We start from the raw sequence: 12,639 nt of genomic DNA, 5'->3' as shown, positions 1-12,639 counted from the left end.
ATGGACCCGAACAACAAGCCCAAGCAGCTGAACTCGCCCGTCGTCACGAAGATCATGAAGTACGCGGGCAAGGCCCACGTGTGGGTGTATCGCCGCTCGGGCGGCAAGATCGGCGCGACGTGGCGGGTGGGCGCCGGGTTCAAAAAGCCGGTACCGACGCTGCTGCTCGAGCACATCGGGCGCAAATCCGGCAGACGGCTGGTGTCTCCGCTGGTGTACATCAACGACGGCGAGAATGTGATCGTGGTGGCCTCGAAGGGGGGCAGCGACACCGACCCGCAGTGGTACCGCAATCTTGTAGCCAACCCGGACGCCTATATCGAGATCGGTTCGGACCGCCGCGCGGTACGTGCGGTGACCGCGACGCCGGAGCAGCGGGCGCGACTGTGGCCGAAGCTGGTCGAGGCCTACGCGGACTTCGACACCTATCAGGCGTGGGCCGACCGGGAGATCCCGGTGGTCATCCTGCAACCCCGCTGACGACACGCCGAGTGCGATTCATCTCACACTTCTGAAGCGTTCGGCCGCCCCCGCGCACCGGGTAGCCAACTGGACAGGTGCACCCCAGCGCCGACCCAAACCGTCAACGCTTAAGGGGCGATTTCTACATATGAGTACCACCACTTTGCTGAACCAGCTGCGCACGATTCTCGACCTGACGCACACCGAGATTCAGGTCGCCGAGACCCGGATCGCGCAGGCGCGTACGGAGGCCGTGCGTCGCGAACTGACTCAGAACGCCGAGAACGGCCGCATCCGCGCCGAGGCGATCGAGAAGGCGATCCGCGATCTGGGCGGTTTCCCCGACACGATCGGCCCGTTCCTGGGCCGCGCCGCCGCCGCGGTGAAGGCGCTCACCGAGCAGGCACAGCCGTTCGATGAGGCGCTGCTCGGCGACCTGGCGCTCGAGGACCAGCTGCTCGACCGTGCCCGCTACGTCAAGGCACTCGCGGTCGCAGCCAAGGAGCCGGCCGTGCAGGATCTCGCCGATCGCCTGATCACCGCGCACTCCGCGACGGTGAGCTGGCTGACCACGGTGTTGGCCGAGGATGCACTCGGCGGCCCGGCCGCGCTGCAGCGCACCCCTCTGCAGGCTGCTGCGGGTACCGCGGTGAAGCTGGTGAACCTGCCGGGTCAGTGGTCGGCACAGTCGGTCGAGCGGCTCGCGGAGCTGCTGCGTTCGGCCGGACCGGCCGTCGATGATCTGCGCGAGCGTGCCCAGCGCGCCAGCGAGATCACCTTCAAGGCGCTCGGGGCGTCGCGCGACGGTGCCCTGCGCAGCGCGGAGAAGGTTGTCCGCCGCGAGGGTGCCGGCGACGCGGCCGATGCGCTGCACAAGGCGCGTGCCGAGAGTGGAGTCGTCGACGCCGACGAGCTGCCGATCGCCGGGTACGAGGATCTCAACCTCAGCGACGCGGTGGCCGCGGTGAAGGATCTCGACGATCCGTCCGACATCCGCACGATCATCGCCTACGAGGAGATGCACAAGAACCGCCAGCGGCTGGTGTCGGCAGCGCAGACGCGCCTGGCCGATATCGCGCAGGAGGTCGTGGGCATCAGCTGACCTTTTGGATGGCACCGGAAACACCCCGCGGGAAACCGCGGGGTGTTTCTTGTTGCAAAGGGTTTTCGGTGGTGTTGCCGAATTCTGCGGGAGGGCTGTGAATTGTCGACGATCGCGACCCTGCCGCAGAAGTCGACGCGGAAATTAGTGCGCGGGATCGCAACGCTACATACGGGGCGGGGTGAAGCCCGGATTCGCCAGGGCGTTGGCCAAACCGCTGCCGATCGGCCCGTACTCGTCGACGAGGGTCGCGGTCCCGGTGGCCACTCCGGCGTCGCTGAAGTGCGTCAACGCGGCGAGGCCTAGATAGGGCCCCTTCGGCAGCCTCGACAGGGTCAGCGTGTAGTCGGCGTTGATCCACTGCAGGCCGCTCGGCCCGAAGTGTGTCAACGAGCTGACCATGTCGCCCGCCATCGCGGCGCGGGTGAACGGCGTAAGGTCCACGCCCGCGACCAGCGGCCGAAAGTCGCGGACCCACAGGTGTTTCGGACCCGAGTGCTGCCAGTTCGCCAAGCCCTCACCGGGGCCGGGTTCGCGCTCGTCCCTGCCGTACGTCCACACCAACGTCGACAGTTCGCGGGGGATGGGATGGGGTGTCGGAGGTGGCGCAGGCATGGTGACCGGCGACGTCCAGATCTCGTCGACGGGTTGTTCTCCGCGGCGGAGGAACAGCGCGGTCGCACGCGCGACGGTCGTGTCGCCCTGGGTCATCAGTGCGTCGACCAGTTTGAGGCGGCGGCCTTGGCGGACGACGGAGGTTTCGACCCGGACCGCCGCCAGCGCGGCGGGGCGGAACAGGTCGACGGTCAGGCGGGCCGGCTGGAAGTCCGGGTCGCCGGCGTCGCGTTCGAGCACGTGTCCGAGCAGACCGCCGACGTAGTTGCCGCTGATGGTCTGTCCCCACGGGCCCTGCGCCATCGGCGCGGGCACGAAGGCATCACCCTGCTGGGTGAAGAACGGGCCGCCATCGCGAAGACGATAGCGGTCTAGTCGAACTAACGATTCTCCAGCCACTGTTCGATGTCGTCGGACACCGGATCGACGACGTCGGTGAATTCGTCGTGCTTGTCGAGGTAGGACGCCACCATCTTGCAGACGGGCACGATGCGCAGCCCGGCATCGCGAGTCTTCTGCAGTGCCTCGCCGATCAGGATCGTCGCGAGGCCGCGACCCTCGAAGTCGCTGTCCACCTCGGTGTGGGTGAACACTCGCTGACCGTCACGGTCGGCGAACTCGGCGAGTCCGACGCTCTTCCCGTCGACGGCGATGGTGTAGCGGTCGGTTTCGGCGTTGACCTCGGTGGGCGCGCCGGTCTTGTCGGTCGTCATGGTTTCTCTATACCCCCGGGTTCGGTCGCGGACGCAATGTCGCGTTGGGCAGCGGGGGAGCGGGCAAGCGCGATACCCCGCCGCGGTATCCCTGCACCGCGCCGAACCGGTCGTCACCGTTCTCCCACTGTCTGCGATACGTCGCGATGTCGTCATGGCTGCGGCCGACGAAGTTCCACCACATGACCAGTTCTTCGGGGAACGGTGGTCCGCCGAGCAGCACCAGTCGAGCGGGTGCGCTGCCGCGGTTGGCCAGATACAACCTTTCGGCGCCGACCGCCTGGAATGCCAGGTCGGCGACCTCGAGTGCAGTGCCGTTCACGGTGACGTCGCCGTGGTCGAGCAGCACCCCGTGCTCGAAGGCCGAATCGACCTCCAGGGTCACCTCCGCCCCGGGGTCGAGGTCGACCTGTGCGCCGAGCAGCGGTGTGAACGTGTCGACGGGCGAGCGCAGGCCTTCGAGCTCGCCGATGAACACCCGTAGCGTCGCGTCTCCGACGGCGCGCGGCGCGGGGACGAAGTGTTCGAAGCCGCGCCCGGTGTCGCGCGCCGCGTCGGGCAGAGCCACCCACAGCTGCACGCCGTGCAGGATCGTGGTGGCACTCGTCGACACCTCCGAGTGGCAGATGCCCGCTCCTGCCGTCATCAGGTTGAGCTCGCCCGGGCGCACCAGCGCGTGAACTCCGCCGCTGTCGCGGTGTTCGACCTCGCCGCGAAACAACCAACTGACGGTCTGCAGCCCGGTGTGCGGATGCGGAGGCACATCCATTCCCATCCCACCCCCGCACGTCGTGCGGGCCGTAGTGGTCGGCGAAGCACCACGCACCGATCAGCGATCGCTCCCGCTGTGGCAGCGTGCGCCGAACCCGGATCGCCCGCGGCCCACCCAGCGGCACATCCCGCGGATGCAACACACCCGCGAACGGGACTGCCGCACACGTTACTTCGGGCGGCGACGGGTCGGTGTTGCTCATCCACCCACACTAGGTCTAAGCCGCACCCGTCATCGCCGAACGGATCACCTCGAGGTCGGCGTCGCCGATCTTGAACACGCCGAAGCGGAACTTGTATCCCCACCGCGACTTGTCCTCGATGAAGTTCAAGTGCTCGATCAGCGGGCGGATGGGTGTTTCCGCGCAGTCGAGGAAATCGACGTTGCGTCGCCACCGTTCGGTGTCGGTCGACGCATCGAGGTAGGGCTCGTCGTCGACGATCTGTCCGATCGCGGTGAACGCCTGCAGCGGCGGGCCGTCGGGGTAGACGGTTCGCGGGGAGTAGAAGACGATCCAATCGCCGCGCGCCATCCTGCGCAGCATCGTCGGCTTGCCGTGATTCGCTTGCGTGAAGCGGCCGCGGACGCCGAGTTCGACGTGGTCACGGCTCACTGTGTTGATCCAGTTCGTCATATCCGCACGCTAAGCGCCTCGGCCGACAGTTCTCGGCGTGGCACGAAGTGCCTGTGGACAACTCGAGTCGACGTCGCGTGATTAGCATCGGACGCCGTGAGTGACGAGTCGGTGCGCGACGACCACGCCGAATTACTGCGACGCCGCGAACTCACCGAGGACGCGGCGCGGCCGAACGCCGTGACCCGGCGACACGAGGCGAACGCCAGGACCGCTCGGGAAAACATCGCCGACCTCGTCGACGAGGGCTCGTTCGTGGAGTACGGGCGGTTCGCGATCGCGGCGCAGCGCCACCGCCGCGACCTCGACGACCTGATCGCCCGCACCCCCGCCGACGGTCTGGTCGCCGGAACGGCACGGATCAACGGCGAGCTGTTCGGCGCCGAGCGCAGCGCGTGTGCGGTGCTGTCCTACGACTACACGGTGCTGGCCGGTACGCAGGGCGCGCTGGGCCACCGCAAGAAGGACCGGTTGTTCGAGCTGATCGAGCGGCTGCGGCTGCCGACGGTGTTCTTCGCCGAGGGCGGCGGCGGGCGGCCGGGCGACACCGACTATCCGGCGGTGTCGTCGCTCGATGCGCGCGCGTTCAAACTGTGGGCGGCGCTGTCGGGCGTGGTGCCGCGCATCGCCGTCGTCCATGGCCGCTGCTTCGCGGGCAACGCCGTCATCGCCGGGTGCGCGGACCTGATCGTGGCAACCGAGAACACGTCGATCGGTATGGGCGGACCCGCGATGATCGCGGGCGGCGGGCTCGGTGACGTGCCACCCGATGAGGTGGGCCCGATCAGCGTGCAGTCGCCCAACGGTGTGGTTGACGTCGTCGTGGCCGACGAGGCCGAGGCGGTCGCGGTGACGAAGCGGGTGCTCGGATACTTTCAAGGACCGACCGAGCCAGGGCCAATTGCCGACCAAACACGGTTGCGCACAATCGTTCCCGAGCGCGCCCGCCGGGCGTATCAGGTCGCGCCGATCGTCGAGACGCTTGCCGACGAGGGCACGGTGACGTTCCTGCGGACGAAGTTCGCGCCGGAGATGGTGACCGCGCTGGCCCGCATCGACGGCCGCGCGGTCGGGATCATCGCGAACAACACGATGGTGATGGCCGGCGCGATCACGGCGGCCGCCGCGGACAAGGCCGCCCGCTTCCTGCAGCTCTGCGACGCGTTCGGCTTGCCCGTGCTCTCACTGGTCGACTGCCCGGGCTACATGGTGGGTCCGGCGGCCGAGTCCGAGGCGCTGGTGCGCCGAGCGTCGCGGATGCTGGTGGCCGGTGCGGCGCTCGAGGTGCCGCTGATCGCGGTGATCCTGCGGCGCGGGTACGGACTGGGCGCGCAGGCGATGACGGGCGGCAGCCTGCACGAGCCGGCGTTGACGGTGGCGTGGCCGGGGGCGCACCTGGGACCGATGGGCCTGGAGGGCGCGGTCCGGTTGGGTATGCGCAAGGAACTGGAAGCGATCGCCGACGAGGACGAGCGCGAGGAACGGGTCAGGCAGGCGACGGCGGCCGCGCAGGAAAACGCCAAGGCGCTCAATGCCGCTGCGCTGTTCGAGATCGACGACGTGATCGACCCGGCCGAGACCCGTGATGTCGTGATCAACGCTTTGAATGCGGCCACGGCGCACGCGCCGCGTCGTCAGGGCCGACGGTTCGTCGACACCTGGTAGAAGACTAAGGGACGGTGCCGCCTGCGCCTCTCGGCGAGTGGTCGCTCGAAGCGACGATTGTGGTTGGGGCCCGGGGCATGCCCGGCACCGTCGCATCCATCAACCAGCCGGTCCCCAGAGATATTCCGGTCGAGGGTCGAGGCCCGCCGCCGACCCCCCGATCCGGCGGCGGGCCGACCGGTGATCAGGCCGATTCCGCGTAGAGCCGACGGTCACGCACGGGGTGGCCGTGCCGTTCCGCCAGTGACTTCAGCTGCCGCAGAGCAAACGTGCGGCCGCGCCCGGCCTCGGGTACGAAGATCCCCGCCCACAGACCCTCGGCGCGCGGTAGCTCGCAGGCCTCCCGTGCGCACAGCCAACGGCGAGGGCACGCGCGACAGATGGCCTTCGCCTGCTCGTCGGCCGATGTGGTCCACCGCTCCGGGTCCCGGGTGCAAGCACCGACGGGCGTCTCATCCCATTCAGTCGTGTTCATTTGATGCTCCTCTGCGCTGTGCGCGGCCCGTCGGTCGCGATGGACGAAAACGTAGCGTAAAAACCGTAGCGATGCAACGGTTATCAGCTGGCTGTGGGGGTGCGGACCTACTGAAACAGCGCTGAAGTGCGCTTTAAGGCGATACAGCGCCGCTAAAAGGTGTAGCAGCTACTGTTGCGTCGGCAGTGGAAACGGAGCATCGACACGATTTGGCGGCCGCCACGCCGCCCCAAGCCGTAGCGCGCAACATAACGGCGGATACGATTACGGTGCCTTCTCACCCCCGCCTCGAGGACCCGCCGCGCCATGACTAATCCGGAGTCGATCGACGGATCGACCGAGGCGCTCGATCCGGGCATGGTTCGAGCGGGCGCGGCCGCCGCGGCTCGGCGTCGTGAACTCAACATCAGCCAACGCAGCCTCGCGGCGGACGGCATCATCAACGCCGGCGCCCTGATCGCCTTCGAGAAGGGCAGAAGCTGGCCGCGTGAGCGGACCCGAGCAAAGCTCGAAGAGGTGCTGCGATGGCCACCCGGCACGATCGCCGGGCTCCGGCGGGGAGAACCCGTCGGCGAGAACCACCGGCCCGCAGCGGCGCCGCGCAGCGACGAGGTGCCGTTGATCGCCGAGGCGGTGATCACCGCCGCGAGGACGTTCGACTCGGCCATCGCGGCGCTACCGGCAGCCGAGCACCCGGAGTTCGGCACGAAGGCGGCGAAGATCCTGACCGACCTTCGTCAGCTGGAAGCCGTCGCGGCGCGGGCGGCGCGGATCAGCAGGGTGACCCCGCCGCTAATCAAGGCGTTGAGCGCCGTGCGGACGCGGTATGACGAGCTGATGTTGCGCGCGGCGCGATCTCCGGGCGCGACATTGGGTCAGCGCCTCTATGCGGCCCGACGCCGGGCGAACCTCACCATCGCCGAAACCGCTCAGGCGGCAGGGGTTTCCGATGACGACATCTCGCACGCCGAGGCAGAAGAGCAGGTGCAGGCGCAGGCCGCCGAGGCGATCGCCGCACTCGTCGACGAACTCGGTTGAAGCATCAGAATCAGTAGCGCTCGCGGCTGCGGTCGTCGCTGGTGGGGAAGTGGTCGGCCAGCGCGGCAGCGATCTCGAGGAACTGCCTGCGGGTCTTCGCAGACATCTCCGATGTCCCGTTGATAACGCCGCCCGGCCGCAGATGCCCGTCGAACGGCACCTCCATGACCCTCTGGCCCTGACCCGAAAACTGTTGGGCCAGAATCGAACGCGTGCGCTTGTCGGCATGCCCGTCGGAGTCGTTGAGCACGATGACCGTGCGCTGCAGCAGCCTCGTCAGCCCGCGTGCAGCCAGCCAGTCCAGTGTCTGACCGGCCACGGCGGCGCCGTCGACCCACGGTGAGGACACCACGACCATTGCGTCCAGGTCCCGAAGCACCTCCTGGGTGACCGGGGAGTCCATCGTCGAACTGCAGTCGATGATCGAGATCGTGAAGTAGCGGTCCAGCCGAGAGGTGGCTTCCCGGTAGATCGCCGGGTCGAGCACGCGGCGTCGCGCGGGAGTGCCTTCACCGGCGAGCACGAACAGTCCGGCTGCGTTGTTTCCGACTCGGCTGCGAACGTCAGCGAAGGTTTCCAGGTGCTCGTCGGAGGCCAGTTCCCAGTACGAGCCCTGGGCCTTGGGGTCGACCCGGCTGCCCAGCTTGCCGAACGCGGTGTCCGCGTCGATCGCGACGACCCGATCGTCCTGACGTATCTCGGCGAATACGGAGCCGATGCTGGCCGACACGGTCGTCTTACCGACCCCGCCCTTGCCCATCACGCCGATCTTGTAGTGACCCCGCAGCGCGCCGCGGATCTTCGCTTCCAACTCGGCCTGCCGGATCTCGTCCGGGCCCGGCCCGAGGTTCACATATCCGAACGTGGCCCGATACAAGGCGTACCGCCAACCCCGCGTGGGCGCCGCCTTGCGCGGAGGCACCAGCTCGTCGGGCCTGATCCGTTCTGCGTAGGAGCCCGGTTGCGGCGGTGCGGCTTGGCCCTGCGGTCCGGGACCCGGCCACGGACCGGCCGGCGGGCCGGGCTGCTGCGGAGGACGAGGCGGTGGCTGCGGCCTGGTGGGGTGGCCCCACATCCGCGGATCGGGTCGGGGTGCGGCGGGTACCGGTCCGGTGTCGTGAAGAGAGTCCGGAGGTGGGCCGAATCGGGTCGGCTGCTCGCGGAAACTGGCGCGCGGTGCGTCCGGATCCCGGAAACCCGGTGGCGGCGGCTCCGGTTCGGCGGGCGGTGGCGGCTCCGGTGCGGGTTCTTCGGGGCTCGTCCAGCCGAGTTCTTTCCGCAACGCGTCATCGCGGTCGCTCAATGCGATCTCCTCCGAATGTCGTCTATCGGTCCCCGGGCTCAAGTATCAACCACCGTCCCAGCTGCCCCCCGCCTGCACTCCCAGCTAACACCGAGCGGGGGCGTCGGTGACGAGGTGAGGCGCCTAAGTCGACGTTCAGCTGGCTGGAACCGTGGGGCGGGGCGTGCTTGCCAGTGGAAGCAGCCGACGGCGGCTTCAGCACACGAAGACGGTGGGCAAGTGCGTCAACAGAGTTTGCTACAGCTGGCATAGGCGCGGTTATGCCGCTGAGATGGCATCCTGCAGGTTAACTGCCAGTTGCCTGTGCGCGACGAGGGCGGGTGCCGCGGAGCCGAAAATTGGTGACATCGGGTGTGCTCAACCGCTGGTACGCTAGCTCGCGGCGACGAGGGCCTGCGCACTCGGTTCCGGCCGTGTGGAGGGGTCCGCGGCAAAAGGCTCGAGGTCGGTGCGCAAACGGGCGGTGCCGAAAGAGGGTGGTCACCGCACGACGAAGGGAAGGGGTGAACGGCGATGTCCGAAGATGTGCGCGTCTCCGCCGCTCACCTCGGCGATCTGGCCGCTCGGCACGACCGCGCGGCCGCGGACACCCGAGCGATGAACCGCGCCGTCGACGGCATGCAGGCAGCGGTCGAGAACACCCACGGCATCATCGCAGCGCCGACCGCCGATGCGCTGGATGCCGTGCTCACGTCGCGAGACCACGCAGGCGTCACAGCCGCCGAATCGTCGGCCGCCCTCTCCGCCGAACTGACCGACGCCGCCGCCCTCTATGACCGGACCGATGAGGCGGCGGCCTCGGCCTTGACCGCCCAGATGCAGACAGGTCAGCCGTGAGCACGGACGCCACGCATATCGACGACGTCGTGGGCGTCGAGGTCACCATCGACGGCATGCTGGTCATCGCCGACCGGCTCGGCCTGATGGAATTCCCCACCGCCTTGGGCATCCGGCTGAACATCCCCCAGCCCGAACTGCGCGACCGCGTGTGGGATCAGGTCGCCCGCGATCTGACCGCGCAGGGCGTGCTCGACGTCTTCGGCCACCCGCACCCCGAGGTGGCGGCGATGGTCGACACGTTGAGCCGGGCGGACCGCACGTTGGAGGCCCGCTGGTGGCGCCGCGACGTCGGCGGCAAGCTGATCCGTTTCGTGGTCTGCCGCAAGGGTGACCGCCATGTCGTTGCGGCCCGTGACGGCGACATGCTCGTGTTGCAGCGGGTGGCCCCCCAGGTCGGTTTGGCGGCCATGGTCATGACGGTGCTGGGCACCGCGACAGCGGCGGACGTCGAACCGCTGACGGGTGTGGCGAGCAAACTCGCCGCATGCCGGGACGCAAACCAGATCGCGGCCTACGGAATCGGCCCGTCGTCGGCGCGTGCCTACGCCGACATCATTGCCGACCCGGAGAGCTGGGCGGAGATCACCGCGATCGAGCGGCATCCTGGCGGAACGTTCACCCAAGCCGACGTCGCTGCGGGTGTGCTCGACTCGAAATACGGCCGGATCGTGTCGATTCCCCGGCGGGTGAGCGGTGAGCTGTACGGCAGCTTCCTGCCCGGCAGCACCGACAACCTGCAACGCGCGCTGGACGGCTTGATCGGATTCCTGCCGTCCGGAAAGTGGTTCGAGCACACCACGCTCGACCCTGCGGAGGCCTCCCATGGTGGATGAGCGGTCCCAACACGATGCCGACGACGAGCGCGACGACATGGCCGCGCTCGATTTCAGCCCACCCGATGTCTGCGAAGACTCCATGCTCGACGCACTGGATGTCTACGGCCCGGGTGAAACCGACGAAACCCACCCACCGATCGCCGTCGTCACGGTGACCAACCCGCCCGGCACCGTCTCCGTCAGCGCCTTGTCCGATGGTCGGATCAGTCGAATCGCGCTGTCTCCCAAGGCAAGCGGGCTCACGGAGATCATGCTCGCCGAAGAGGTCGTCGTCGTCGCCGGACTCGCCAGCCAAGACGCGAAGTCGACGCAGTACATCAGCATGCTCGATGGCATGCGCGAACAGGGCCACGATGACGCGGCAACCCGCGACTTCCTCAGCCGCGATCTCGGACTCCCCAGCCCGGAACAAGCCCGCGCTGAGCGCACCCGCGTGTTCGCGTCAAGATATGCCGGTGACCATGACTGAGCATCTCGCCAGCCTATTCGGAAGCGCGGTCGGCATGCTGGCCAGCACGCCCGCGCGCTCATTCGAGATCTTCACGGAGATCACCACTTTCGACGAATCTGCCTGCGACGCGTGGGTGGGCCGCATTCGTTGCGGCGACACCGACAGGGTCACGCTGTTCCGCGCCTGGTACTCCCGCGCCAACTTCGGTCAGCTCGCCGGCTCGGCCGAGATCTCGATGAACAGCCTCAACGCCCGGGTGCCGATCGGCGGGGGGTTCGGCGACATCACCTATCCGGTCAATTCACCGCTGGCCATCACCATGGGTTTCGCCGCCAACGAGGCGTCGATCGGCAACTACGCCGACGCGATGGAGGCCCTCGACGACGCCCCGACCGCAGGGGCCGAGCACCTGGTGTCCTGGATCAAGGCCGTGATCTACGCCGCCGCCGAGCGCTGGAGCGATGTGATCGAACAGGTCCGCGGCGCGGCCGCGTGGCCCGACAAGTTCCTTGCCGCGGCCGCGGGCGTGGCGCACGGCGTCGCGGCGGCCAATCTCGGGTTGTTCACCGAGGCCGAACGACGGCTCACCGAATCCAACTCCTCACCCGCCGGGGAGGCGTGCGCCCCGGCCATCGCGTGGTTCCTGGCGATGACGCGCCGCAGCCAGGGCAACGAAGAGTCGGCGGTCGCACTGCTGGAGTGGCTGCAGGCCACTTATCCCGACCCAAAAGTCGTTGAAGCACTCCGCGACCCGTCATACCGGCTCACGACGACGACCGCGGAGCAGATCGCGGCCCGCAAGGATCCGTGGGACCCGAACAGTGTCGAGGCCGACACCTCCGGTCGCGAGCGGCTCCTCGCCGAGGCGCAGGCCGAACTCGACCGACAGATCGGGCTGACGCGGGTGAAGGAGCAGATCGAGGCCTACCGCGCCGCGACGCAGATGGCGAAGATCCGCGCGGCGCGCGGGATGAAGGTGGCGCAGACGTCCAAGCACATGATCTTCGCCGGGCCCCCAGGTACGGGCAAGACGACGATCGCCCGTGTCGTCGCCAATAGCCTTGCGGGTCTTGGCGTCATCACCGAGCCGAAGCTCGTCGAGTCCTCCCGCAAGGACTTCGTCGCCGAGTACGAGGGGCAGTCGGCCGTCAAGACCAGCCGCACGATCGACCGCGCCCTCGGCGGGGTGCTGTTCATCGACGAGGCCTACACCTTGGTGCAGGAACGCGACGGCCGCGCCGACCCTTTCGGCACCGAGGCGCTGGACACGCTGCTCGCCCGGATGGAGAACGACCGGGACAGGCTGGTGGTGATCATCGCCGGCTACAGCGCAGACATCGACCGCCTGTTGGAATCGAACGACGGCCTGCGGTCGCGGTTCGCCACCCGCATCGAGTTCGACTCCTACACCCCCGACGAGATCGTCGAGATCGCCGAAGTCATTGCGCAGGCCAATGACTCGTCGCTGGATGAGCAGGCCGCCAAGCAGGTTCTCGAGGCCGCCACCCTGCTGAGCGGCCGCACACTCAACGGCAAACCCGCCCTCGACATCGCAGGCAACGGCCGCTATGCCCGCCAACTGGTCGAGGCGGGCGAACAGAACCGTGACATGCGGTTGGCCCGTTCGGTCGACATCGACAACCTCGGCGACGAACAGCTCAGTGAGATCAATGGTGAGGACATGGCCGCCGCGATCGGCGCGGTCCACGCACGTCTGAGTGTCGGCGATTAGC

At 68.2% G+C, this 12,639-nt stretch carries 13 protein-coding genes and 1 pseudogene; 8 read left to right on the top strand and 6 right to left on the bottom strand.

The genetic code is table 11. The features are described from left to right. On the top strand, window positions 1–480 hold the full coding sequence (locus AAHH99_RS03805; RefSeq protein WP_418767435.1) for a nitroreductase family deazaflavin-dependent oxidoreductase: 480 nt from the start codon (window positions 1–3) through the stop codon (window positions 478–480). A gap of 130 nt (window positions 481–610) precedes the next feature. Further along, complete coding sequence (locus tag AAHH99_RS03800; protein ID WP_418767434.1) at window positions 611–1,564, top strand: ferritin-like domain-containing protein; 954 nt, start codon at window positions 611–613, stop codon at window positions 1,562–1,564. 165 nt (window positions 1,565–1,729) lie between these two features. Here the strand turns inward: AAHH99_RS03800 and AAHH99_RS03795 are convergent, their stop codons facing one another. The 4 genes and pseudogenes from AAHH99_RS03795 to AAHH99_RS03780 all read right to left on the bottom strand — a co-directional run bounded on the left by AAHH99_RS03795 (window position 1,730) and on the right by AAHH99_RS03780 (window position 4,298). Continuing rightward, on the bottom strand, window positions 1,730–2,482 hold the full coding sequence (locus AAHH99_RS03795; protein ID WP_418767592.1) for an acyl-CoA thioesterase domain-containing protein: 753 nt from the start codon (window positions 2,480–2,482) through the stop codon (window positions 1,730–1,732). Between the two features lie 77 nt (window positions 2,483–2,559). Then, window positions 2,560–2,892 (bottom strand): GNAT family N-acetyltransferase, encoded by a 333-nt coding sequence (locus AAHH99_RS03790; RefSeq protein ID WP_418767433.1) that lies wholly within the window; start codon window positions 2,890–2,892, stop codon window positions 2,560–2,562. A 7-nt stretch (window positions 2,893–2,899) separates the two neighbouring features. After that, window positions 2,900–3,866: pseudogene (locus tag AAHH99_RS03785) on the bottom strand (pirin family protein). A 15-nt stretch (window positions 3,867–3,881) separates the two neighbouring features. Next, window positions 3,882–4,298 (bottom strand): EVE domain-containing protein, encoded by a 417-nt coding sequence (locus AAHH99_RS03780; protein WP_418767432.1) that lies wholly within the window; start codon window positions 4,296–4,298, stop codon window positions 3,882–3,884. A gap of 96 nt (window positions 4,299–4,394) precedes the next feature. Here AAHH99_RS03780 and AAHH99_RS03775 point away from each other — a divergent pair, with 96 nt between their 5' ends. Then, window positions 4,395–5,963 (top strand): acyl-CoA carboxylase subunit beta, encoded by a 1,569-nt coding sequence (locus tag AAHH99_RS03775; protein ID WP_418767431.1) that lies wholly within the window; start codon window positions 4,395–4,397, stop codon window positions 5,961–5,963. Between the two features lie 184 nt (window positions 5,964–6,147). Here AAHH99_RS03775 and AAHH99_RS03770 read toward each other — a convergent pair whose 3' ends face one another. Further along, window positions 6,148–6,438 carry a WhiB family transcriptional regulator gene (locus AAHH99_RS03770; RefSeq protein ID WP_066846576.1) on the bottom strand — a complete coding sequence of 97 codons (291 nt, stop codon included), beginning with the start codon at window positions 6,436–6,438 and terminating at the stop codon, window positions 6,148–6,150. A gap of 306 nt (window positions 6,439–6,744) precedes the next feature. On the opposite strand from AAHH99_RS03770, the gene AAHH99_RS03765 reads away from it, so the two are divergent. Further along, window positions 6,745–7,476 (top strand): transcriptional regulator, encoded by a 732-nt coding sequence (locus tag AAHH99_RS03765; RefSeq protein ID WP_418767430.1) that lies wholly within the window; start codon window positions 6,745–6,747, stop codon window positions 7,474–7,476. A 10-nt stretch (window positions 7,477–7,486) separates the two neighbouring features. Here the strand turns inward: AAHH99_RS03765 and AAHH99_RS03760 are convergent, their stop codons facing one another. After that, window positions 7,487–8,779, bottom strand: coding sequence for a MinD/ParA family ATP-binding protein (locus AAHH99_RS03760; protein ID WP_418767429.1), 1,293 nt, complete (start codon window positions 8,777–8,779; stop codon window positions 7,487–7,489). 513 nt (window positions 8,780–9,292) lie between these two features. Here AAHH99_RS03760 and AAHH99_RS03755 point away from each other — a divergent pair. Genes AAHH99_RS03755 through eccA form a run of 4 tightly spaced genes read left to right on the top strand, consistent with a single transcriptional unit; the run spans window position 9,293 to window position 12,638 of the window. After that, entirely contained in the window at window positions 9,293–9,616 is a 324-nt protein-coding gene (locus AAHH99_RS03755; protein WP_418767428.1) for a type VII secretion target, read from the top strand. 56 nt (window positions 9,617–9,672) lie between these two features. Next, a complete protein-coding gene (locus AAHH99_RS03750; protein WP_418767591.1) occupies window positions 9,673–10,452 on the top strand; it encodes an ESX secretion-associated protein EspG in 780 nt (259 codons plus the stop codon). After that, a complete protein-coding gene (locus AAHH99_RS03745; protein WP_418767427.1) occupies window positions 10,442–10,924 on the top strand; it encodes a YbaB/EbfC family DNA-binding protein in 483 nt (160 codons plus the stop codon). Before AAHH99_RS03750 ends, AAHH99_RS03745 begins: the two co-directional genes overlap by 11 nt. Continuing rightward, entirely contained in the window at window positions 10,917–12,638 is a 1,722-nt protein-coding gene (gene eccA / locus AAHH99_RS03740) for a type VII secretion AAA-ATPase EccA (RefSeq protein WP_418767590.1), read from the top strand. Before AAHH99_RS03745 ends, eccA begins: the two co-directional genes overlap by 8 nt. Window position 12,639 lies beyond the last annotated feature (1 nt).

Origin of the sequence: Mycobacterium neumannii, assembly GCF_048452905.1 — a bacterium.
In the GTDB taxonomy this organism is placed as follows: Bacteria; Actinomycetota; Actinomycetes; order Mycobacteriales; family Mycobacteriaceae; genus Mycobacterium; species Mycobacterium neumannii_B.
The sequence above is the reverse complement of the archived record's forward strand: the minus strand, read 5'-3'. Positions and strand labels throughout refer to the sequence as shown.

Excerpts from the sequence above, each read along its gene's own strand:
- AAHH99_RS03805 (WP_418767435.1), top strand. The coding sequence starts at position 1 with ATGGACCCGAACAACAAGCCCAAGCAGCTGAACTCGCCCGTCGTCACG.
- AAHH99_RS03800 (WP_418767434.1), top strand. The coding sequence starts at position 611 with ATGAGTACCACCACTTTGCTGAACCAGCTGCGCACGATTCTCGACCTG.
- AAHH99_RS03795 (WP_418767592.1), bottom strand. The coding sequence starts at position 2,482 with ATGGCGCAGGGCCCGTGGGGACAGACCATCAGCGGCAACTACGTCGGC.
- AAHH99_RS03790 (WP_418767433.1), bottom strand. The coding sequence starts at position 2,892 with ATGACGACCGACAAGACCGGCGCGCCCACCGAGGTCAACGCCGAAACC.
- AAHH99_RS03780 (WP_418767432.1), bottom strand. The coding sequence starts at position 4,298 with ATGACGAACTGGATCAACACAGTGAGCCGTGACCACGTCGAACTCGGC.
- AAHH99_RS03770 (WP_066846576.1), bottom strand. The coding sequence starts at position 6,438 with ATGAACACGACTGAATGGGATGAGACGCCCGTCGGTGCTTGCACCCGG.
- AAHH99_RS03765 (WP_418767430.1), top strand. The coding sequence starts at position 6,745 with ATGACTAATCCGGAGTCGATCGACGGATCGACCGAGGCGCTCGATCCG.
- AAHH99_RS03755 (WP_418767428.1), top strand. The coding sequence starts at position 9,293 with ATGTCCGAAGATGTGCGCGTCTCCGCCGCTCACCTCGGCGATCTGGCC.
- AAHH99_RS03750 (WP_418767591.1), top strand. The coding sequence starts at position 9,673 with ATGCTGGTCATCGCCGACCGGCTCGGCCTGATGGAATTCCCCACCGCC.
- AAHH99_RS03745 (WP_418767427.1), top strand. The coding sequence starts at position 10,442 with ATGGTGGATGAGCGGTCCCAACACGATGCCGACGACGAGCGCGACGAC.
- eccA (WP_418767590.1), top strand. The coding sequence starts at position 10,917 with ATGACTGAGCATCTCGCCAGCCTATTCGGAAGCGCGGTCGGCATGCTG.